Source organism: Streptomyces sp. NPDC028711 (genome assembly GCF_055565415.1).
Map to the genome: position 1 here is coordinate 313,119 of NZ_JBVHUJ010000009.1, position 23,261 is coordinate 336,379.

Below are 23,261 nucleotides of genomic sequence, written 5' to 3' on the forward strand. Positions count from 1 at the left end.
CCTTGCGACGTAGGCTGTCCGCGTTGAATCGCCAATGACCTTCTGCCGGGGCCGGAACGGCCGACCGCGCAGGTGCTGAAGGGGAGACCAATGCCCGAACCGATGCGGATCGAGATCACGGCCGTCGCGCAGGTCGTCGCTGGCCATGCGGACCCGGTCGACGACTTCCAGGGCGGCGTGGAGTCGATCATCCGCATGAACGAAGGCTTCCCGCTGGAGACCCTCGCGGGCCTCGCGGACTTCTCGCACCTGGAAGTGCTCTGGCACTTCCACCGAGCGAGCCCGAGGGATGTAGCACTGCACGCCCGAAGCCCGCGCAACAACCCGGATTGGCCGGCTACGGGAACCTTCGTCCACCGCAACCACCGACGTCCGAATCAACTCGGCGTGTCCCACCCGAAGCTCGTACGAGTCGACGGACGAGACCTTCACGTCACGGACTTCGACGCGGTCATCGGCACGCCCGTCTTCGATGTATCGCCGTACTTCCCGGTCATGGGTCCCCGCGGGGAGGTTCACGTGCCGACGTGGGTTGATGAGATGCTCGGGCGATACTGGGACACCCCGCACGAGAAGCAGTAATCCGCCTCGCGGGCATGCTGTGCGGGGATAAGACCTGCCCCGGGGAGCCGGTGGTGCCATCACGGTTCCACCACCCCGGCGGTCAGGACAGCCCGGACGGTCTTGCTTTTGAACTCGGGACTGACGAACCAGGTCAGGTCGGTGATCGCTTCACTCCGGACGAACTCGACCAGGAGGCCATCGCCGATTCCGGCTCGCACGTCCTGGAAGTCGGCGAACGTAGGACTGAAGTCCTCCACGTCGACGAGCAACTGCCCCGGTTCTGTGATGCCCAGGCACACCCGCAGAACGGCGTCTGCAGGCTTCGGGGGGCCGCCGTGCTGAAGCGCGTTGTCCACCAGCACGGACAGCACCTGCAGTGCGTCCGGGACGCTCCCGTGCCAGTTCAGCATCGTGAGGCCAACGCGTCCTTTGAAGCGGGCCATCAGCCGTGCTGTCGGGACGGAGAGCTCGACGTGATGCTGCCTGGTGATCGAACTGCCGATCGGAGACAGCTGGGAGGCGGGTGCCAGCCAACCGGCTCCCACACCGTCCCGAGCCAGCGCCCCCGGCCTGTCTGCTGCGTAGCCTCTCGGGCCAGCTGCAACTCGAAGGTCGGTACCTCGCCCCGTGTCACGGGCTAACTGATCGGCCAACGCAGACCGGCAGCCCACAGCGTCCAACGGGACGCCCTTGCGCCGAACGACGCCGGGGGCCTCCCCGTCTTCGGCTCCATCTGACCTCATGGACTCGCCTCTCGAAGCCTCGGCAACACGCCACTGGCAGACCCGCGGGCTCACCGTCGGGCCGGCCAACAGCAAGCACGGCATGGCAGTTCAACGCCACGATGTGGTTGCGCTTCGTGGCCGCCTACTTACGATGGACCTAACTCAGCTCCATCCGCAACCCTCTGAGCTACAAAATGCAGGACTGGCCTCTAATGAAGGACAAGCGCCCCCCTCGTAGCGTTGCAGCCTCGGTGTCCGTCACACTGGCTGGAGACAACGGCAGAGGAGGACGAAGGTGGGACAGCCAGCGCGACGCACGGCTCGCCGGCGCCGGTTGGGCACCGCTCTGCGCGAGTCGCGCGAGAAGGCCGGGATCAGTCCGGAGCAGGCCGCCAAGGCCATCCACGGTGACAAGTCGAAGATCAGTCGCATTGAGACGGGGCGTCACCGCGTCAGCCGTCTCGAGCTGGAAACGCTGATGGACCTCTTCACCGTGACCGACTCGAAGACACGCGCCTGGCTCGTCGCCTTGTCGGCCGAAGGCCAGCGCCGCAGCTGGTGGCGCACACATGGCGACAGGCTCGAGCAGGACTTCAAGGAACTGCTCGCCCTCGAAGAGGACGCCGAGCGAATCGTCGCGTTCCAGCCGCAGGTCCTACCTGGCCTCGTGCAGACGAAGAAGTTCGCTGCTTCGGTCATCAGTTCCAACGATCCGGCCCTGGACGACGAGGAGGTCGAGTTCTTCACGAACGTTCGACTCCGACGTCAGGACGTCTTCAAGAGGGACACGCTCACTAACTACCTCTGCATCGTGACGGAAGGCGTCCTCCGTCAACGTGTAGGCGGAGTAGAGGTGATGAAAGGCCAACTGCGCCACCTTCTGGAGCTTGGCGAAAGGCCCAACATCACAATCCGAGTCGTGCCATTCAGCGAACAGGGCTACACCGGAAGCAGCAGCGGAGCATTCACGCTCTACAGTTACCCAGACCAACTGGATCTCGACGTCGTGCAGGTGGAATACCTGGACGGAGCCCTCTACCTGGAAGAGGAGAAGACTATTCGAAAGTATAGAGACTCGCTGGATCTACTGCGGTCGTCGACGCTATCGACGTCGAAGTCGAACGACCTGATCTCGGAAATCTGCCGAGAGCTGTGACAAACGAAGAAAGTGAAAACATGCGGCACGACCTGCCGGAACATCAGTGGAAAAAGTCGTCCTACAGCGGGGCGCAGCAAGGAGATTGCTTGGAGGTGCAGACGACAGAAGAGGGCCGCATAGCTGCTCGCGACAGCAAGGCGCCTCATCTGGGCGCCTTCGTGTTTGACCCCGACCAATGGGCGGCGTTTGTCGACGATGTGAAGCGCGGCCGCTTCGGATGACCGCCCGGCCGGCAACCTGACGTCTCGGCGCAGGCGTACCCGGCAGATACACATGACAGCGTCCCTCCCCAAGAGTGGTGGGGAGGGACGCTGTATCTACTTTCTACCCTCGGAGCCTAAGCTGCAACCACCTCCCAGTAGCGGAGGTGACAAGTAGGAAATCTCACTGATGGAACTTCAGCGACTTTCGTCACACTTGGGACGCGGTCTCTGTGATCTCGTCGAATCGGCCGGACGAGCTGTCGGGTAATCAATTCGATGCCCAGATGAACTCCCGCGATCCGGCACTGCGAGACCGCCGGCGCTCACTTTCCCTGATTCGCAGCCGTACCCGCCGCGCGAGCCGGACGCAGGCCAACGCAGGCTGATCCGTACACCCCTGGGCGTCGACGGTTCGGGCATGCCGCAAGCCGAGGTGCTCGTGGTACGTGTGTAGATGGCGCCGGACTCGGCCAGAGCACGGGGAAGGGCTTCGTCTTCCGGATCGGCGCACAGGGCGGGGAGATGATGTATCTGACGTCCTCCTGGCCTACTCACTCGGCACCCGCCTCTGGCTCCCTATCACCGCACTCCCACTAAGAACCTTGCTTAAGGCTTGTCCCGTAAATGATCTTTGAGTGGCCCTGGGCAGGGTCGGTCGCGGTGCGATCCGCTGGCCTATCCGGCGAGGGCGAGGTTGTGCATCCGGGCGATGCCGAGCATGGCGTGGTGGACCCCGTCGCCTTTGAGGCGGCAGTCGCGGAGGATTTTCCAGGTCTTCATGCGGGCGAAGACGTGCTCGACGCGGGCGCGGACCTGTTTGTGGGACTTGTTGTGCGCCTGCTTCCAGTCGGGCAGGTCTTCGCCTTTGCGGCGGCGGTGCGGCATGACGAGTCCGGTGCCGGGATAGCCGCCGTCGGCGATCGTGAGTGTCTTGCCGACGGCGGCTTTGGCGCCGGATTCCTCCCATGCCTTGCAGTCGTTGCGGTTTCCGGCAAGCGGCCGGCCGACCACGACGACCAGGCGGGTGTCGGCGTCGATGACGATCTGGTGGTTCGTGGAATATCGGTAGTTCTTGGACTGCTCTGCCACGGCGTGGTCGCGGGTGGGCACCAGGGTGCCGTCCACGATGAGCACGGTGCCCTTGGCGAACCGCTTGCGGGGCTGCAGGGCGAGCATCGGCCCGAGGTGGTCGATGATGCGGTCGGCCGCCGACTTTGAGACCCCGAAGAGCGGAGCGAGCTGGCGCATCGTCAAGTTCGTGCGCCAGTACGCCGCCACCAGCAATGCCCGGTCCTCCAGCGGAAGGCTCCACGGCCGGCCCTTGCGGACCGCGTCCGCGCCCTCGCGCCGCAGCAGGGTCACCAGCTTCCCAAAACAACGCGGGCTCAGCCCGGTGAACGGGGCTATCCAGGACGGCTCCGACGCCGTGATCACACCAGCCACACCAAGATCATCTCACCCGTGACCAGCAGTTACGGGACAGCCCTTAGCCTCGGGGAGGCTGTCGAAGCCACTGCGTAGACGGCAGGACCGGAGGGGGGATGCCCCTGGTACTGCTGACCCCTTCCGCTGTCTCCCCGCCCACAGCCCGTGGGATTGCCCGCTGCCGCTGGTGAATCGCCGTGATGGAGTCTGGCTTCTCCACTTCGCCGATCACGCCCGCCCTGCGGGATGAACGCTGTGCGCCATTCCGCCAGGCGGGAGGGGCTGCAGAGCCAGCCCGCGTCACGGGATCCGAAGCTGGCGACCCGAGCACCTCGGGGACAGTCATGACGGGAACTGCTCAGAACTTCCAGCTCTGAGCTGAGTCCTGCACTCCACGGGTGAGCTATCGCGCCCCGAGACGACAGGGGGGAGACTATGACAGCCGCGAGGCCACGCCACGACCCTTCATGCCCCTCCCACCTCGTCGAGGCCGAGGATGCCCAAGACCTGGCATCTGAGAGAGTGACCCGAGGGCTCGTGAGGGGGGCCGTGGCGCCTGGGCTCCCGCCGTGGTGGGACGGCCCACATCGCGAGATCCCGGTCACCCGGTCGGGTGTGACGCATCGATTCCATGCCGATGCCGAGGCTGTCTTCCATAACGCCGACTCCAAGGAAGGGCAGCAGTATGCTACTGCCGCCACTCGGTGGTTGGAGTCGTGGGGCCCAGACTGGCGCGCGTTCGACGTAGGCGACTGGCAGGCTGCAGCGCGCCAGTGGCACCACGCGACCGGCCTGTCTATTCCCCGCACAGTGCAGGACCGGCTCCATGAACGACACGGCCCGGAGTCTCTGAGCGCGACCAGAGAACTGGACGATCTACTTGAGGCTATGCAGCTTGCCAGCACGCGCTGGAATGGACAGGACCTCGTTGATCTGGCCGCCGTCACCCTCGCAGCCATGGACCATGGCGCAGGCCCGCTGCTGCGCACTGCCGCGTTCGGCTACCTTGAGCAACTCGGCTCGGACCGTCGGCTGTACGGCTTCACAGGACCCAGTCCCGCGGGCGAAAGCGGAACAGCGCCTCAGGTACAGACTGACTCTTGGCTGATCTCAGCTGTCGCTCTCTCCCAGCACGCCGGCATCGACGTCCGAGAACAGGCCAAGACCGACAGCTTTCCCAAACTTACCCTCGCACTGACCGCCAGCCCATCTCTCGAAGACGATGCCCGTGATCTTGTCAAGGCGCGCTCCCTGGGATTGGCAGCGGCAGCGGGCCGCGTGATCAGGGCGCGCTTCGAACGAGATCCGAAGGCCGAGGCTCGGCTGACGGCTGTGGCACGCCGCCGCCTGGAGGATCTGGTCGGCACGCTGGAGGGGCTAAGCACTGTGAGCCCAGCGCGCCGCTCGCCGACGACAACCACGATGACCATCGTCAGCGAATTGATGTACTCCGCGCTCAAGGAAGAACACCAGGCGCACCTTGAACGGCACACACGCCGAAGGATGAGTTCTGCAGGCGCGGCCTCGTCAGCGTGCGCAACCACCACCCCGCGAACCATCGAGGCAGCGGGGGAGTCCCAGACATGAACAGCGAATACGACGGCGAGATCATCTACAGCTTGTCCGGGGAGACCGAGACCCAGTCCCCTCTGGAAGCCGCCCAATGGTGGCTCCGAACAGATCGCCCTACCGGCCCTGCGCCAGCCCTCATGGCTGAGCAGAGATTTGAAGGGCCGCACGCCAACCTCACGATGCTCGCAGACCCACGAAGTCTGCTGGCCATGGCTCGGATCGAGGCAGGCATCAACCCCTGCACCGACTGCGAAGGCACCGGAGAATCTGCACACCATGCGGGTGGAATGGCAGAAGGAAGCACGAAGGACGAAGCGCAAGAGCACTGCGATGAATGTGCCGGACGGGGCTACACGGGCCCGGCCTCAGCCGACCATCCGCTCTTCATCGCCGAGGCGGAATGGATCCTTGCCAGGCTCCCCGGGAGCGAAGTCCCCGACGAAGGACACTGGCAGCGAGCAGCCCGAGCCTGGACGCGTCTCGCGCAACCTGCACTACTGCCCAGTTTCGGAAGGGCCCGGGCACACGCCGGCAACTGGGAAGCATCGCAAGCATTCAGAGCCGAGCTCCAAGCGCTTGCTACGGCTAAGGCAGTCCCCACAGCCATCTCGGTCGCACGCGGTCACGAGCACCTCTTCGCGGACTGGGCAGTCGTGCAGGCCGCGGCCTCTCACGACATAGAGGCTGCAGCCCAGGCCGCTACCCTCCTGCGAGAACTCACTGAACATCTCTTCCCGGCCGCAGCCGCCGAATCGACGGGTCCACTGCGAAGCACCGGGACCAACCCTCGTCTCACCACGGCTCTGACGATATGCGCCCTGGCGAGCCCCAGTACAGGAGCCGCTGAGGCTGCAGAGATTCTGCGCCGCGCTACTCAACCGACCCGATCGTTGGAGCGGACGGCCACCTCCGCAGTTCTCCAGGCCGTAGTGCCTGCCTTGAATCCCGCCGCGGCACCTGGCCAGAACTCCGCGAGCGTGGTGCTCGACCGCCTTGCCGAGACGGTCGCAGCCGCCATCCGCGCTCGTGGCAGCAGCGCGCACCCCCGTCTGCTTCGAGAACAGGATCGTGCCGCGGAGGCGCTGCGAAACGCGCTCCTGGGAAGTGCGGCGGTGCTTCTGTCGCGAGAAAGGAGCCACCAGGTCACAGAGCAGGCCGAAGCCACCGACATGCGCCCAACCGGTCAGGCACCGCGTCATGAACCCCCGGCTCCAGGCACGCCCGGCCCGGGACGCCGGACACCCGGCCGCTGAACCTCGGAGCTGACATGCCGCTGCTCAGGACACTTTCGTCCCCGTCTCACTGCCACTCCCCTGTGCGTGAGCGGGTCAACGCCGGACAGAGGCACGGCGGTGCAACGTGAGTGCCAACACGAGCGCGGGCCACCGCTTGCCACCGGCCGGCACACCAGAACGATCCGAACCCGGCTTCGTTACCCGCGCAACACCACCGGCGTGCACGGCAATCGACCGGTCCTGGTGGATCGGTGCCTACGGGCAGTGGGACACAACCAACGTCGGGCGCAAGGGTGTTCCATCCGCCATGGCCAAGTTCGCGCGTGAGGCGGAGGCGGCCGGATGGTCCGTTGCACTGAGAGCCGGAACCGTCACCGCTGAGGACGACGAATCGTCGCTTGGCGTCTGGGAGTGCGAGGCATCCGGCAGGGCGCACGACAGCCGACAAGGCGGGGAGGCGCTTGCCGTTCTCTCCCTGATGTGGACACAGGAGGAGGGGCGAAAGCGCTGGACGTTCGACACCGAGCGCTCCGGGGCGGAGCTCGGCGGCCGAATCTTGACCGGCTACGTAACGCTGGAGGACTACCGGCGCGCCTTGTCCCAGGCTCGGGTCAGGCAAGTGGACCCCGTGGCAGAGGCAGCGGAGACTGCCGCTCGAGAGGACGCCGAACGCGCGGCGCTTGAAGCTGCGGACGCGGCCCAGCGAGCGGAGTACGCGGCGGGCGCTGCCGAATACGCACGCCAGTGGGAGCACGCGACGGATCAGCAGGCGGAGCGGTTCGGCGACTGGGTGGCAGATAGTGGCGTGCTGTGGCTGGGGGACTATGCGCCAGCGTGGCGGACCTGGTCTGCGACCGAAGCAGAGGCCGCTGAGGCGTACGCGGCAGTCATGGCCGAGTGCCGGGCTCACCGTGAGGTGATCTCTCGGATCTGGTCAGTGGACCGCATGGAGCGTGGGCACGTGCCTCACGGTGGCGCGCTCGCGCGCGAGGTGGCCGAGTCGGCGACGCGTGAAGTCGGGCGACTCATGAGCCGGTCGGCTGAGGCGGAAGGCACCCAGGGCGCCGCTGAAATGATCCGTCGCGAGGTGCTGCCCGCGCTCGTCTCGGCGCGTGAAGCGGTCGAGGAGTATGACGCGCACCGGGCAGAGGAAACACGTCAGCACAGCCTGAGAGCGGCGGACGCCGATCAGGTGGGGCCGGTCATTGCTGGCCCGGATGAGGCGCGGCGTGCGTACGAGCGTGCCGACCAGGGCGACAGGGCGCCGATCGCGGAGTGGGCGGCGTTGGTAGGTCTACACCGTGTGCCGGCGGTGGACAGGGACGTGACGAAGGGGCACACGCCCGTCCCGGGATGTTGTGCGCACTGCATGCGGTCGGACGCTCCCGACATGTGGACCGTGGAGGATGGGCGCCTGTTGTGCGGGCAGTGCGCTGACACGGTGCTGCCGTCAGGGTGGATCCGCGCCGCAGTACGGGCGGAGCAAGGCGCCCCAGTCCCGTACGCAGCTGACGTTGTGTCGGATCCGGGCGGGGTGGATGCGTGGGAATCCGAAGGCGGCCTCCAGGCGGGCGGGGGCCGGCCGCTGCTGATCTGCCACGGCAAGGGGGGCGGCGTATTCCCCATTGCGTTCCGCGGCCCGTATGAGGGAACGGTGCGCCTGTCGCGTGACGTGCGGTTGCGCACGGTGCGCGGGGAGCTTACGGCGGCGCGGGATCGTCTCGAGTCGGCGGAGTTCATCGCAGGGGAGCGTGCCGCCTGGTCGGCGGACATGCAGGAGGTGGATCGGGAGGCGCGCCGTAGCGCGGGTGTGCTCGGGGATCACGTGTGGCTCGGCGCAGAGCACACGGGTGACTGGCGTACGCACGCGTACGACGTGGCGCTTGCCGCAGACCGTGCGGCACGGAACGCGCGGGACGCGGTGCGCGCTCTGGAGCGGGAAGAGTCCGCGATCGTGACGGAGCAGGGGCTAGCGCCGGAACGCGTAGCGGCGGCAGAAGCGCATCTGGCGCGGTTGCATGCGGGGGAGGTCCAGGCCGGTCGTGGTGCGTGGCTGTCCGAGGACGGCGAAGCGGCGATGGTCTTCACGCTGCCGTGGGACGCGTCCCACGACGCAGAGCAGATCCCGGGGGGAGTGCCGGCGGATCAAATCACAGGGTACGCGGCATTCGTCGATGTGCTCGGGGACGCTGTGGCCGCGCGGGACGAGCGGCGCGCCCTGACGGCAAAGGACGTTCCCGGCCGCAACCGCATGGGTGGGTACGGCCCAGGTACGGACCTGCGGCGCGCCATCGTGAACGCGTCCAAAGGGTTGGACGCCAAGCCCTGGAAGGCGCCGAAGGTCCCGGAGGCCGGAACGCCGTTGGATGCCAAGACCCTGGCGACGTGGGACTCGGCGGGGGATGTCCTGGCGGAGACCGAGGCGGCCCCCGGGGTGTGGCTGCCCATGGCTGCCGTAAGCCTCGCGGAAGTGTCCATGGCCAACGGATGGACCGTGGCCATGCAGCGCGACGGGGGCACGGTCGCGGTGCGGGTGGCGGGAACGGCGGACAAAAGAGGTAAGCCGCTGCCGTATGAGCTGCTCGCAGTGTGGGTTGACGGCCTGTGGAGTGAGGACCGCTCGGCGGCGTGGGTGTCCGGGCGGCGGGTGACGGCCAAGAGGACGTTGCTGTGGTCGGCGCCGGTCAAGGTCGGGCGCTCGGGTACTCATCAGGAACCGTCGCTCCTTTCAACAGTGCAGCACAAAGCGGAGCCGGTGACACTCGGGGTGCGCACGCCGGGATGGTCAGCACCTGCTCCCGCCGGGGTGTCGGACCCAGGTGGCATGGAGGGATGGGAGGGCGAAGGGGGCGCCCTGGCCGACGGCGAGATGGCACCCGTGGACGACCCCGGAGTAGATGCGAGTGCCACGGTGGACGACGGGCGACTCATGCCGACCGCGACCGGCCGCAACGAAGAGCTTCCCCCACCGGCAATCCGTGACGAGGCGATCAGCCAGCGGGCGTACTTGTTCAATGCAGGGAAGGCTGGGCTGTGGGTACGTGTCACCGGTCCCCGCGATGAGCACACCAGCGCTGCTGAGCACATGGCGACCAGCGACAGTATCGCCGCGTTCGAGGTTGCCTCTCTGACACCCGAAGCCGCAGATGCCGTCCTGTCCTCGCACGGATGGGAGCGCCGCGGCGCATGGGACTCAGACAACTCCGCACCCGTGACCCCGGCCCACGACCCGGAACTGCGCACGCCCGCCGAGCCAACACCGGGACCAGCACCGGCCCCGACGACACCAACACCCGCACCCACCCCCCCGACCGTCGAAACCACCGCCAGCTCCGGCGACCGCAGCGAAAAGTCGCCGGACAAGATCACGAAGGGAGCCACGGTGGAGCAGTCGACCGGCGGAGAGCCCGCGGCAATGTCCGCTCAGGTGTTGGCAGGCATGCCGCGCAATGCGGGCGTGCTCTTCCATGAGGCGGCCGAACGGGGTTGGGACGTCCATGCGGAGCGGCACTGGACCGGTCGCGCATGGACACGCCGGATCGTGATCACAGGGCTTGTGATGGTCCGAAAAGGCGTGGAGGAGGCAGAGCACATAGCGGTGTGGTCGGAAGACAAGGGCGGCTTCATGTCGTCGGCGTCGTCCGCCGGCTTCAAGGAGGTCCGATCGGCCGTCGCCGCTCAGATGCCCGTGAGCCGTGAGGCGGAGGAATCCGGTCGGACTGTGTGGGGGCGGGATGCCGCCACCTGGGTCCGTGAGCTCAACACGGCGGGTGCGAAGATCACGGCCGGTCTGGGGGACGTCCGCGACGCGTATAACGCTCTGGACGGTACTGGTCCGGTCGGCCGCCGGGCCGTCGAGATCGCGGGGGCCGCCTACCGAGAAGCCGCGGAAGCGGAGCGGCGTGCCAGCGACGCCGTCAAGGCTGCTCGGGCGTGGCTCGCGAACTCCAACGGCGAGGATGCGCGCGGCTGTGCTGCCTGGCGGCGCTTGATCGTTCTCGCTACCAAGTGCGTGACCGACGCGGGCGAGACGGTCGCCGGCGCCGTCGACCGCGCGGAGTGCGAGGAACTCGCCGCTCCCGTGATCGCGGAAGCTCAGGAGCAGCTGAATGCGCAAGAGGCGGCATGGCGTGAGCGTCTTGCGACTGAGGGACGTGAGCCGACGGCGCGTGGGTACGGATCCCTGATCCACATGTTCGAGGACCCGGCGCGCGACTGGGCTGCTTGGTTCGATGGCTACACGGACTACCACGACGTAGCTCACGCCCCCCAGGGTGACGCCTCCCTCTCGATGGTCGCGCAGTACGACGCATGGGGGGCCGAAAAGGCCGCCCGCTCGAACGGCCGTCAAGTGTCGTTCCCGTCGCGGTACACGTCCGCCGCGAACCTGGCGAGCGACCGGCAGGACGCGGTGGCCGTGGCGTTCGCCCTGGCGGTCAGTGAGCACATAGTCGCCCCGGACGATGACGACGTGACTCCAGTGGGCCGAGGCACTCGTGCTCTCCTCGCCGGTATCGCGGCCGTGCGCCGGAACCCGGAGGGCTTCGCCACGGCGAATGAGCGCAAGCACCTTGCCGAGTGGGTCAAGCACCCGCACGGCGACCATTACCGCCCCCGAGCGGCCGGGTTCGCCGAGCATGCGCCGGAGCTGTGGGAGGCGTACGAGACGGCGGCGCGGGCCTACGCAGGTGTGGACCACTTCCGGAGCGCCCTTGTGTGGGATCGGAAGTACGCGGCTGAGCGGGCCGAGAAGATCAAGGAGGCGGACGACGAGGGGCTCGACGGTCTGACGGCAGCGCGAGAGGCGCGTCGGCTGTCTGGACGTGAGGAGGAGGCGTGGGCGGCCGCCGTGGAGCGGTTCACCACGGCACGTGTGCGGGTGCATGAGGCGTCGGTGCTCGCGGCAGGGGATGTGCAGCGGGCCGAAGCGTGCGGGGAGCGCGTACGCGAGTCTGACGCGCTGGCGGAAGACGTGTGGTCGGCCATTGGGTTCTGCCGTGAGGCGTACGACGACGTCCACCGCGCGAAGCGCGACGCCGATCGCTACACGGAGTCGGCGGAGATATACCGGGAAGCCGGACGGCTCGAGGACTACGTGGCCGAGTGCATCCGGATGGAAGACGCGGCGCAGCGCGCCCAGTCTGGGCGCGAGGAGACGTTGAACCTCTACGGGTGCGCCTTCGAGGACGCCACGAGAGCCAAGGAGGCCCGGCAAACGGCATGCACTGCGAACGTCGCCGGGCAGGTCGCCGCCGCCGTCGAGGTGATCTCGTTTCACCAGTCGCCCGGCGTCGTTGGCCGCATCGTCTGCCAGTGCGGCGCCATGCACGCGAAGTACTTCCCGCTGCGCGCCCGCGGCCTCAAGGGTGAGCAGCCGTCTATCATGGCTGACCTGACCGACTGGGACATTGAGGACGCACTGGCCGCCCGCGGCCTGGCCGCCTCAGTCGACCGCGACCAGTGGTCGCGAGGAGTCCTGGTCTCGTCCGAGAGCGGCACGTCCGGATTCGCTACCCGCATCCCGGTGACGATGGACCAGCCGACGGCCGAGGCGTATGAGGCCAGCCGCGCGGAGCGTCAGCAGGCGACGCAGGCCGCGCCCCTCGACAAGGGGATGCCGGAGGACGGGAACGGGCCAAAGGCAGCCAAGGCGGGTGCGCCGACAAGCCTGCCGCCCCAGGACGAGGCGGCCCGGGCGACGGAGCGCGAGCGGACCGCATCCCTGTCCGGCACTGAGATGGTGGCGGAACAAATGGAGCAGGCGAACAACATGGTCCCGACAGAGGCAGACGCCTCAGCGCCGTCGGGTGAGCTGGAGCGGCAGACGGCGGCGGCTGAACTGGCAGCGGCCGGGGCATTCACCAGCCGCGACGACACCCCGCAGGCAGACGCAGAGCCGGACGGCCAAGAGGAGGCCGGGGACGCGGAGACAGACGGGCGCGGGGCGCAACTCCGGGCTGCGCTCATCGAGGGTGAGACGATCGCCCCCGTCACATTCACAGACAAGCGCGAACCGGCGGCCGGTTGGATTCTGACGACACCGGGCGGGCACACTTTCCGGCTGCGGCCCGTGACGTACAACCTTCGGGAAGAGGACCAGTGGGAAGCTGGCCACGACGCTGACGGCTCGTACTGGTGGGCCGCGAACATAGACGACCGGCCCCTCAACAAGGTGCTGGCACGGATCCGTGAGGACTCGTCGACCCGTACACGGTTCGCGTCGCTGTGGGCCCAATACGGGCATCTGACAGCGCAGGCACCCCAGTTCGAGACGACCACGGACCGCGTCCAGCTCGAAGAAGGCGTGCTCTTGGTCCGGCGGTTCGGCCGCATCGGCCTCATTGCGTCGTGCCGGTGGGGCTGGGAGCACCTGACCGACCCGGACGGCGCGCAAGGCCACACCGGCGAGGACTGGTCTCGCAGAGGCCCCGACAACCGGCAGTACGTCGCTGAGTGGGCGATCTGGCACTTGGCCCAGGACGCCATTCCGAACGGGCGGCTGCGCGTCGTGGCCCAGCTCACGGACGACATGGCCGACACGCCGGACGCGTACTGTGATGCGTCGGCGCCGTACGTCGGCAAGTGCAGCGCGAAGCGCTCGGGCGCCAGATACACGGTCGCCGTCGTCACCGACCAAGAGGTCGAACTCGGCCGCTACACCGTGTGCGCGCGATGCCTGTCTCACCGCCTCCTGAACGAGAAGGACGGGCGCATCGGGCACCGCGACGTTCAGAGCCTCGTTCAGGCATTGGCCAAGGGGGACCCGAAGCTGGTCAACCTGCACTGGCAGCAATGGCCCGACCGAATCGCCGAGGTTGCCGGACAAATGCTCTCGGCCGCGCTGGACGCTGGGGAAACAGCCCCGTGGCCCGCTCAGGCTTTGACGGATCAGATCGTCGCCGAGGCGTGCGAAGCCGGGGACGATCGCGCCAAGCGTGAAGCGCGAGCGGAGGTGAAGGCCGCAGGTGGGGACGCGAAGGCACAGAAGCGGGCGGCGGAGGCGGCGGTCGCGGCCCGCCAGGACCGGGCTGCGCTGGTCGCCGGGCAGGGCGCGGCCGGGCGCGCATTCTCGGCTCGGATCCGAGCGGAGTCGGCAGGGAAGGAGACCGTCCGGCAGATGGAGGCGGGAGACCGCGCCAAGGCGGAGGAAGCAGCTGGTGAGGCGTCGGAATGGGCGTCCGTCACCATTGAAGCGGCCGAAGCAGCGATTGCGGCCGGTTACGAGCCGGCGGAGACTTCGGCACGCGCGGACATGGAAGTGGCGAACGGGGCTGCCCGCGCGGCCGTCGCAACCCTCGGGCTCGACGGCTCGGGGGTGGAGGGTAGCGACGCGGCGCCGGAGCATGCTGAGGAGGCGCCCGAGGTCGTCGACGTCAATGCGCTGACTGCCACCCCGCAGGTCCGCAATGGGGAGCCGTCCACGTATCAGTTCGCCGTCATTGGCCCCGGGCTGACCGTCGGCAAGTACGAGATCTCCCACGACTGCCAGGGCAAGGGCGCGCGGGGGATCATCTGGCAGGCGTGGTGGCACGGCGTAGAGCCGTCGGGCCGGTGGGACGTGATCAGCATCGGTTCCGGTGAGGGCAAGGGCGCGGCACTGGCGGCCGTCGCTGAGCATGCTGCCAAGGCCGGCGGGGATTTGGCAGCCGGGTTCGCCGCCGCCCGCCGCATGCAATATGACGCTGGACTGTGGCTCCTCCCCGAGGTCGGGGAGTCGGAGGCGATCCAGTATCACCCTGATGACTCGTGGACGATCACCGCCGAGACCGGCGCGGTGTACACGGTCCGCCGGGAGTGGGAAGGCCGCACCGCCTCCGGTGGCCTGGCGCCGCTCCTGATCGAGGACCAGGCGGGGACCTTGATCGCATCCTGCACCGCCGTCGACAGCTACATGTACGCATGGGCGCCGATGCTCGACCGACTGCGCCTCCACGCCACGGCGGTTGCTGACGAGGTGCCGCACGCGACGGTCGTCACCCCCGGCGGCCCGGGCCGGGACTGGGTCGAGGCGTGGTGTGTGTGCGGCTGGACCGAGCGCACCGACATTGCCAAGTACGCCGACCGCGCCCCCGCCGGTGAGGCACTGGCTCGGGCACACCGCCAGGCCCACCACCAGGAGATGTCCGCAGCCGACGTTGTCGCGATCGCCGAGCTGGACGCCGAACCAGCCCCCGCGGACACGATGCAGCCGCCTGCCGAGGGCCGCGATCACAAGGGCGAACCTCTAAGGCACGCATGGGATCAGCCCGAGGACTTCGTCACCCTAACGATGCCGCGGCCCTTGGTCGACTTCCTCCACGTCGAAGAAACTGCAGCCATGGAGGACCCGGACACCCGGAAGGCCCTCGTCGAGGCCTCGCCGAGCCGTAACGGTGGGCTCAAGGTGACGGGGCCGATCCAGGTCCACCAGGCTCTCCTCAAATGGGCGTGGATGCTGGAGGGCGGCGAAGGGCTGGAGTCCGACCCGGAGGACGCACGGGCCTACCGGAACTACGCGAAACGCATCGAGCAGGCCTCCTCCGAGCTGAGGAATCGCGGCACGGAGCGGGACGCAGCCGCCCCGAGCTCGGTAGCCAGCGGACAAGACAACGACGACACCGCCAACCTCACCCCCGACGAGGTCTCACAGCTTTCCGGCGCCAGGCGAATCCAAGACTCCAAAGCGCCATCAGCCGCGGATGACGGGGAGATCCAAGGCGAGAACACCTCTCCGGTAGAGCCGGAGATGGCGGCCGGCGGCAGTGAGACGAGTGGAGATCGCACCAGCCTGCAGTTCCTCGAGGCAGGGGAAGGCGAGGTCCCCCAGGACACAGGCGAGACGGAACAGCTCGGACTGTTCGGTACAAACCAAGAGGACAGCCTCAAACCACCAGCACCGTCGTTGAGCGAGAGCCGTACCGTCCACCGCGGCACCTTGTGGCCTGGCAGCCTGGTCACATTCACACTGGACGATATCGACGAGCCGCAGCTCGCCGACCAGAAGCTGCCCAGCCCTTTGACGATCACCGGCCACATCTTCCCCGGCTACCAAGCCTCACTGGGGACGAACGGCCGTGCAATCCTCCTCGACGCGGTAGTCCGCGACTCGGCAGGCGACGAAGTCGCCGCAGGAGACATCGCCGTACAGGCCATGCCCGAGCAGGTACTGCTCACCCCCGCCCGCCACCGCAAGGACCTCTACCCGGAACTGCGCGGCATCACGGCTGTCCGGGTCGGCGACCTGGTCGCTGAGGTCGGCGCTAGGGGCGCGGCCGTCACTGCCGTCGCCTACGCCAGTCACCCTCGCGGAGCGACCACGTTCTTCACCCGCGATGTCGTCACCGGCGCCGAGAACAGCTTCACCCGGCTCCACAGCACTGGGCTCTCCGTGGTGCCGAGGGAGCGCCGTCTATCCAAGGACGTAGCCCCGTTGTTCGGCGAGCACACCAGCCACGACACGGTGCTGGCGGACATGCAGACAGTTCTGGAGAGTTACCAGGCCCTTCAGGAGGCTGTGGCACTCCAGTGGCCTGACGAGGGCGGACCGCAGCCCGAGCTTCGGAGTCTGCACACTGTCATGAGTCGTCTCTCCCCTGAGGGCAGGGGAGCGGAGGCATATCGATCCAATGCCGAGGCGATGACCGCGGCCCGGAATGCACTCGTACCGGTCTTCGCCCAGGCCGGTCCCGTCGCCCGCTACCAGGGGCACATCGGACGCCCCCTCCATGACCTTGGCCAGCAGCTCGACATCCAGGCCCAAAGGCTGTCCGCGCTCGCCGCCCACCTGGAGGTACAGGCGGAGGCATCCGGGGGTGACGATGTCTCACCCGTCACGGCCACCGAAGTCACACAGACCGAGACCGCTGAGACCCCGGCCGCTGGAGCGACACGATCCGGCCGCGCGCTGAAGTTGGACGGGACGCCGAAGCGCCAGAAGGAGCAGGGTGCCTTGTTCGACCTTGCTCAGCCGGACGCCCCGAGGCCTGTCACAGCCCCGGACAATGCTTTCGAGCAGGGAGAGACTGCGACAGCAGGCATGGTCGCGGACCGGCTCCTGGCTGACGCAAGCGGCCGCCCCAACGACACGGAGGTCGTAACGCCCGGCGTAGGCGGAGACCGGCCGAATACCGGCGAGGGTGGTTCGTCCGATGCCGATGTCCAGAACAGGGCGATCCGTGATGACAGGAACCTCTCAGCGCTGAATCCTCTCGGAGCTCATGCGAGCGAACCGCTGGTAGTCGAAGACGCAGCCTCGGGACCGAGCCCGCACCCAGCGCCCACCCCTGGAAATGTATCTCCGGCTGTTATCACCGCACCGGTGGAGGACTCCAGGACACCGGTGCCACTCGCACGACCGGCAGACACACTGCTACGTCCCGGCAGGCTGCTTCACGCCGACGGCACGCCTCTGTTCCTGCACCAGTCCTCTCCCGGCAAGGCGGCGTCCTCGCCTCCGGTTACAGCGCACGGAGCGGCGCCCCCTCCCTTCGGGACCGGCGAGTGGCAGGTCGTGCTCGACGAGCAAGGCGGCCGGATGATCATTCATCCGGCACTCATCAGCCGCCAGGACACCCCCCGCTATCCCGGTGTTGAAGACCCCGAGGAGGCGGCGCGCTGGGAAGCTCTGGACAGGTCCGAGGCGATCGGCGAAGACGACGCCGTCCTTCATGCGCGGTACGTGCGCCCCGGTGACCACCTGGCTGTAACCCGCAGTATCAAAGGCCAGGAGAGCATCGAGTACCTCGAGGTCAAAGCCGTCCGCACCACCGGCCCAGGGGCGAGGGCCGGCCGCGAACTGGAATTCACGCTGGCGGGCCCCCGCGGCGGAGCCAGGAAGGTCACACACGAACCAACTGCACACGTCACCATCACACACCCGACAACCCACCCAGCCGTAGCGGTCCCCTCGGATGGCCGCCCCATCACCACGCGCCTGCTCCGAGAGCTCTGGGCCGAGGGACCACAAAGCCGACAGGTACACAACCCGGGCACACTCCAACTGATCGCGGACGGGCAGTTTGCGCTGCACCAGCTGAACGACGGCAGCTGGGAACTCCTCCCCGCCACCACCGCGACCGTCATCTGGCCCAACGAGTACATCTACGGCTTCGACGGTGAGCCGCCATGGCCCCTGGCGGGATTCCCCGATGCCGATCAGGCGAAGGAGTTCGCGGAGCGCCTCACCACCCTCCTTTGCCATGGCGGTCCCGGGACCGTCGACTTCGCATCTCCCGCCTTCCCCGCATCAGCACAGACTTGGCGGGCTGAGGACGGAGGTCCGCTGTACCTCGCCCTTCTCGGCGAACGTGCCGGCTTCGACCGATCCCACGGTCGTGGTGACTCGCACGCGGCCACGGAATATCTCAAGTTCGAGTCAGGTATGCGGCGGCCGCCTGCACCCATCGGCCACCAGTGGGCGGACCAACTGCAGTTCAGTGACCAGGTCCTGCTCGAGATGGACGACGACCTAAGGCCGTTCGACATCCGAAGCCGGACCATCAGCGCGAGCGGACTCGTCACACTCGTCCTCGACACGGACGACACCGTCCTCCTCGCACGCAACGTGACCGTGCCAAGCGACACCACACACCCCATTACCGCCAACGGAGCGGCCTACGCAGACCTTCAGGCCGGCTGGGCCGTCCCCGAGGGCGCCTGGGTGGAACTCGAAGCCACGGACCTAGACCCTGAGCTGCTGCTCTCCCTGGAACATCCACGACTGCACGAACCCGGATCCCGAATCCGAGCCAAGCTCAGCGCACGCGACGACGACACCTACTCGATCCGTCTCAGCCAGATCCGCCTGGTAACAGCAGACCAAGAGCGTCACCCTCTCATCGAGGACCTGGTCATAGAGCAGCCCGATGTATTGGTCCGGCTCCGCCCACCCGCGGCGTCCGCCGAAGAGCCCCCGCACCTGCCAGAGCGACAAACACCCATCCCTGGTCAAGGACCCGCCATCCCCGACCCTGCACCGAAAGCCGCAGGCAACGGGCACATCGACGTGCCCCCCGCAGACCAGCAAGCCGCCACAAATGACAGCGGCGCGGTCCGCTCTGGAGAGGGCACAGCTGCTCCCGAAGCAAGCCAGCCCGCAACCCCACGTAAGGCCGCCGGCCAACAGACCGCGACACCGGCGACTTCCTCGCAACTCCCCGAACCAGACAAGCACCGCCGTGCCCAGGAGATCGCCGACGCCGCTGCCGCCGCTACCCTCCCCGCTCAGGTCAGAGACCTCTGGGAGTCGGCCCGCAGCGCCTCCCTGCCCCCGGACACATGGGTCGACACGCCCGCCGGGGCAAAGCTGCTCCTGCCCTACCTCGAAGGTCGTGGCAAGGACCTGGTGGCACTCACCGCCACGACAGACGCCGCGCCTACCGCGGAACCTCGTGAACCGTTGCCCGACGACACGCCCCCGGCCGCAGGAGAGCGGTCTGAACCTGACAACCCGGATACGAACCAAGCCGATCCGGCTCAAGAAGTCGCTCTGTACGAGCTCGCCGGATCGGCCCTCAGCAGCGAGGACGCGCCCACGGCGCCAACCCGGCTCGCCGACCTCGATGGGATCACCATCTACCACATGGTCAGTGCCGCACCGCCAGGAGTAATCGATCCCCGGAGCGCCTCCCGGTGGCTCTACCTGGGTCTGACCGACGACACCTCCAACCCCTCCATCCCGATCGCGATCGCGGTCATCTCCGACGCGGACCTCTCCCGCATCACCGCTCCAGACTTCGAGCACGCGGTCTCTACCTGGGCACACGCCGCCGAACCCGTACTGGTCAACCTCTCCGGAACGGCAGCACCCGTCAGCGACGACAGTCAGCAGGAGCGGCAGGAGCATGACGTCGCAGCAGCCCCAGCGGAGACGAAGGCCACTGACACCCCCGCGACTCAGGACGAGAAGTCCATCGCTCGCACGGCGCACTCGAAACTGCCGGCGCTTGCCGAGTTGCCACAGCCGCCACAGAGACGCCCGAGCCAGGCTGCGGCGACAAAGGAGCGAAGCGGGCGCGTCCTCCAGCCATACGAGCAGAAGGACGCCGACGGTGAGCGCGCTGCGAGCGCCAGGGGCGACGCAGATGCCGCGGCAGCTCGCCACGACGCACCTGACTACGGCGGAACAGGTGTGTCCGCGGGGACCCGACTAGCCGTCCTCGCAACCGACGTCCCCACCGAAACGGATGACGGCGGCCGCCTTCTGTCTGAACCCCCGAACCGGGAAGACTCGGTTCCCCAGCGCCAGGCGTCAGCGCCAGACCGGCCGGAGCCCGCCCCACCGCATGCGGGCATCCTTCAGCCCGCCCTCGCTGGCACCGAAGAGCCTCAGGCCCGCCGCCAGTCGCCCGTCGAACCCACCCCGAAGTCGCCGCGCACTGAATGGGCTCTCCGTCCAGAGGGGACCAACACGCCACCTGGCAAAAACCTCGGCACCATCCCGGAGGAACAAGACCTCCAAGCCTCGACCCCGACTACCGAGGACCGGGCCGGCAGCTTCCTCGACCGGCCCGAAGGGCACATCAACGCCCTCCGCGAACTGTTCGAAGCCCTGGCTGCTTCGGCAAGCGGCGCCAGCGCCTCCACGGCGATCGTCTCCTCCGGCGCACCCACCGTGCAGGAACCCAAGCCAGTCCGACAGGGCTTGTCCATGGTCCTGACCCGCGCCCGAGCGGACCTCGACACCCACATTGGGGAGATCAATGACTCCCTACGCACCACTCCACAGATTCGCACAGAACTCGGCGCACTCATCGCGCAGATCGACCAGACACTGCCGCAGCTGAGCCGAATCCACGCCAGCCACCGTGCCACGCTCCTGAACAGAGCCCTCGACCTCCTGGTCCGCACAGCGGAACGGCTCAGAGACCTCGCCGCCCGACTGCATGCTCCCGCAGCCAGCCAACGTATTGAGGAGCTCACAGAACGCCTGCGCGGTAGCCGCCCCCAACCTGCCGCGCCTCTCCTCGCCCCCCGCGGCGACCGGCGACTCCAGTCCTACGCCAGCACCCAGCGCCTCATCGAGACCCAACTGGCCACACCCAGCCTCCCCCTGGCGCAGCGACACGCCCTCCAAGAGGAGTGGATCCTCAACCGAGCGCGCTGGCACAATCGCTACAAGGTCCACCATGGAGAACCGCCCGAGGGGCTCATCCCTGACGGGAACCGTATCGCCGGCTACCCCACGACACCTTCCCTGCGGCCCGAAGTCATCCGAGAGCTGGGGGACCACCTCCGCAGGCGGGCCACGGATCTCGCCGCCGTACCAGCGACCCTTGCCCAGGCGGAGCTCTTGCTCAGCGTGGCGGCTGCGTACGAACAGCAATCGCCCCCGAACGTGGCTCCACAGCAGTCACCAACCACCCTCCGCTCGCACCACGTCGCAGACCGCCCAGACGTGTGCGCTGCCGCGCGTCGCCTGGCCGACGAGACGGCCTCGCGAGCCGCACGCACGGCCGGAACCGCACCTCCACCAAGCACCGGCGGTCGCACGGTCACCACACGCTCGGAGCAACAACGAACAATGCAGCCTGCGGCTACGTCCGCAGGACGTAGCCCGTCTCGGACATGACCCTCGCGGCAGGACACCGGCCAACCCGGTAGCCGCGTAGCCGCAGGTCGCGTCCGCGGCACCGAAGCCGCGCCAAGACGCACCGCCGCCACCTTCATTGCACCAGATCCCACTGACAAGCTAGATTGCATCCGAACTGGGCGCGTCCGGGGCAAGGCTCATGGCTCGCCGCAGGACCGGCACCAGCGGCTCCCGAGCGCTGAGCCACCGCCGCCCGAATGGAGCTGCACACCGCTCCAAGACGACGAATCGACACACGGAGCGCACCATGCCCAGCACCCCGAGCTTGAGCGATCAGTTCGCCCGGCGGCTCAGTGCGCTGCCGGAAAACATCACCTTCCAACAGATCGCCGACGTGACGCTTCGAGACGTGGACGCGGTCCGGCGCTGGCGGAAACTGCCCGGCTTCCCCCCAGAGGCCGACCGCAGCGGGCCCCACGGAGCCCGGCGCTTCAACCGTGACCTGTTCGGCGCCTTCTACACCACCGCGAAACTCTCTGCAGACGAAGCCGGCACCGCGCCCGGACCGAAGGCCACCGACGCCCTCGGGAAGATTCCCGACACCCCTGGGCTTCGCCTGACGGCCGGCGAGATTGCGGCCCTACGCAAGGTCAGCGTCGCCGCGGTCCACAAAGCCACCTCCAGCGACGGGTTTCCCACGCCAGTGGGGGTACGCAGCGTATGGCGGACGGTGAAGACCGTCATCGAAGGTAGCCAGTCGGACACGGTTCCGGAGGAGGCGCTGATCGGGCACGACGTCAAGCAACTCACCCTGGAACGTCTCGCCCACGATGGAATGCTCGAGCGCACTCGGGAAGTCCGCTACCGGCTCACGCCGGCGGGCCGGCAGAAGGCGCCTCGCCCCGGGACCAAGCAGCATCTTGCCTGGGAACTGCTCATGAGCTGCTACCCCCACTCGATGCTCATCGACGACATCATGAAGGTCGGGGTCTCGCGCACCAACTTCGCTGCCATGGTCGCTCGAGGTGCTGCAGAACTGGTTCCCCCCAAGGTCACCTACCGTCTGACCGCCAGGGGCCGCGACAACGACCCGGTGGAAGACGGGCACGGCGAAGGCGAGTACGAGTACGACGCACTTGAAGTCGCACGCTTCTACCGGGGTGAGCGCCGGGGGGAGAGTCAGCGCTTGGGCCCCCTCACCACCGGCCACCTTGAACAGTGGGCGCAGACGGTCGGTGATACCTGCATCCGCAGCGAGATCGCCCAAGTGGCGAGGCGCTCCGATGACTGGATTGCCAAACGGTTCAAGCGCGAGGGCGCTCCCGCCCCCTTGGGACGAAGGCAGCTCAAGGTAGGCCGGAGTGCCTACAAGTATGACACCAGCACGGTGGTCGACTGGCTCAAGGATGAGTTCTCCATCAAGGACTAGCCGGGTTTCGAAGGGAAACGAGAGACCACGAGACCGTGTTGCTACGGCCAACTCCTGGCTGTGGTCAGCCCGGACGACTCCCCAGGTTGGCCCCCCGTGGGTCTCCGCAGAGGCGCGGCTGCCCGAAAGCATGTCGGGCCATGGGCCGTAACCGGGAGTAGGAACCTCAGCGAGAAGGGCCGCTTCGTAGCGTGAAACGGTGAACCCGTGATACGAGAAGCCAAGAGAGCCGTGATCGTTCTCTGATATTCAGCGTCCATCGGGACCTTGTCCACCACCGGCGCGGCCACCAGCCACGACCGGATGTCCCTCCCAGCCCCACCTCCGCCCTGGAGACCCCCGGCCCGGAGCCCGGACGCCTGCCCTGCGTCGGATGACGGATAGGTCCGCGCTCCAACAAGGCTTGCGCCCGGAGCCGTACTTCCCACTCCCGGCTGCGG

General features: G+C 67.7%; 8 protein-coding genes. 6 read left to right on the forward strand and 2 right to left on the reverse strand.

Annotated elements, in window-relative coordinates:
• Nucleotides 1–102 precede the first annotated feature (102 nt).
• Nucleotides 103–582: a TrmO family methyltransferase domain-containing protein gene (locus ACZ4VK_RS27010; RefSeq protein ID WP_468357122.1), complete on the forward strand. Its 480-nt coding sequence runs from the start codon at nt 103–105 to the stop codon at nt 580–582.
• A 59-nt stretch (nt 583–641) separates the two neighbouring features.
• Here the strand turns inward: ACZ4VK_RS27010 and ACZ4VK_RS27015 are convergent, their stop codons facing one another.
• Nucleotides 642–1,007: an ATP-binding protein gene (locus ACZ4VK_RS27015; RefSeq protein WP_468357125.1), complete on the reverse strand. Its 366-nt coding sequence runs from the start codon at nt 1,005–1,007 to the stop codon at nt 642–644.
• 577 nt (nt 1,008–1,584) lie between these two features.
• Between ACZ4VK_RS27015 and ACZ4VK_RS27020 the strand changes: the two genes are divergently transcribed.
• A complete protein-coding gene (locus ACZ4VK_RS27020) occupies nt 1,585–2,445 on the forward strand; it encodes a helix-turn-helix domain-containing protein (protein WP_468357128.1) in 861 nt (286 codons plus the stop codon).
• Nucleotides 2,446–2,465: 20 nt separating this feature from the next.
• Complete coding sequence (locus ACZ4VK_RS27025) at nt 2,466–2,669, forward strand: DUF397 domain-containing protein (protein WP_399453992.1); 204 nt, start codon at nt 2,466–2,468, stop codon at nt 2,667–2,669.
• A gap of 657 nt (nt 2,670–3,326) precedes the next feature.
• Here the strand turns inward: ACZ4VK_RS27025 and ACZ4VK_RS27030 are convergent.
• Nucleotides 3,327–4,094 (reverse strand): transposase, encoded by a 768-nt coding sequence (locus ACZ4VK_RS27030; protein WP_468357131.1) that lies wholly within the window; start codon nt 4,092–4,094, stop codon nt 3,327–3,329.
• Nucleotides 4,095–4,964: 870 nt separating this feature from the next.
• Here ACZ4VK_RS27030 and ACZ4VK_RS27035 point away from each other — a divergent pair.
• The 3 genes from ACZ4VK_RS27035 to ACZ4VK_RS27045 all read left to right on the forward strand — a co-directional run bounded on the left by ACZ4VK_RS27035 (nt 4,965) and on the right by ACZ4VK_RS27045 (nt 22,821).
• Entirely contained in the window at nt 4,965–5,663 is a 699-nt protein-coding gene (locus ACZ4VK_RS27035; RefSeq protein WP_468357134.1) for a hypothetical protein, read from the forward strand.
• A gap of 1,527 nt (nt 5,664–7,190) precedes the next feature.
• Nucleotides 7,191–21,431: a hypothetical protein gene (locus ACZ4VK_RS27040; RefSeq protein WP_468357137.1), complete on the forward strand. Its 14,241-nt coding sequence runs from the start codon at nt 7,191–7,193 to the stop codon at nt 21,429–21,431.
• A 268-nt stretch (nt 21,432–21,699) separates the two neighbouring features.
• Complete coding sequence (locus ACZ4VK_RS27045; protein WP_468357140.1) at nt 21,700–22,821, forward strand: hypothetical protein; 1,122 nt, start codon at nt 21,700–21,702, stop codon at nt 22,819–22,821.
• The last annotated feature ends 440 nt before the right edge of the window (nt 22,822–23,261 follow it).

Coding starts and splice junctions, on each gene's coding strand:
- ACZ4VK_RS27010 (WP_468357122.1), top strand. CDS start 103: ATGCGGATCGAGATCACGGCCGTCGCGCAGGTCGTCGCTGGCCATGCG.
- ACZ4VK_RS27015 (WP_468357125.1), bottom strand. CDS start 1,007: ATGGCCCGCTTCAAAGGACGCGTTGGCCTCACGATGCTGAACTGGCAC.
- ACZ4VK_RS27025 (WP_399453992.1), top strand. CDS start 2,466: ATGCGGCACGACCTGCCGGAACATCAGTGGAAAAAGTCGTCCTACAGC.
- ACZ4VK_RS27035 (WP_468357134.1), top strand. CDS start 4,965: ATGCAGCTTGCCAGCACGCGCTGGAATGGACAGGACCTCGTTGATCTG.
- ACZ4VK_RS27040 (WP_468357137.1), top strand. CDS start 7,191: ATGGCCAAGTTCGCGCGTGAGGCGGAGGCGGCCGGATGGTCCGTTGCA.
- ACZ4VK_RS27045 (WP_468357140.1), top strand. CDS start 21,700: ATGCCCAGCACCCCGAGCTTGAGCGATCAGTTCGCCCGGCGGCTCAGT.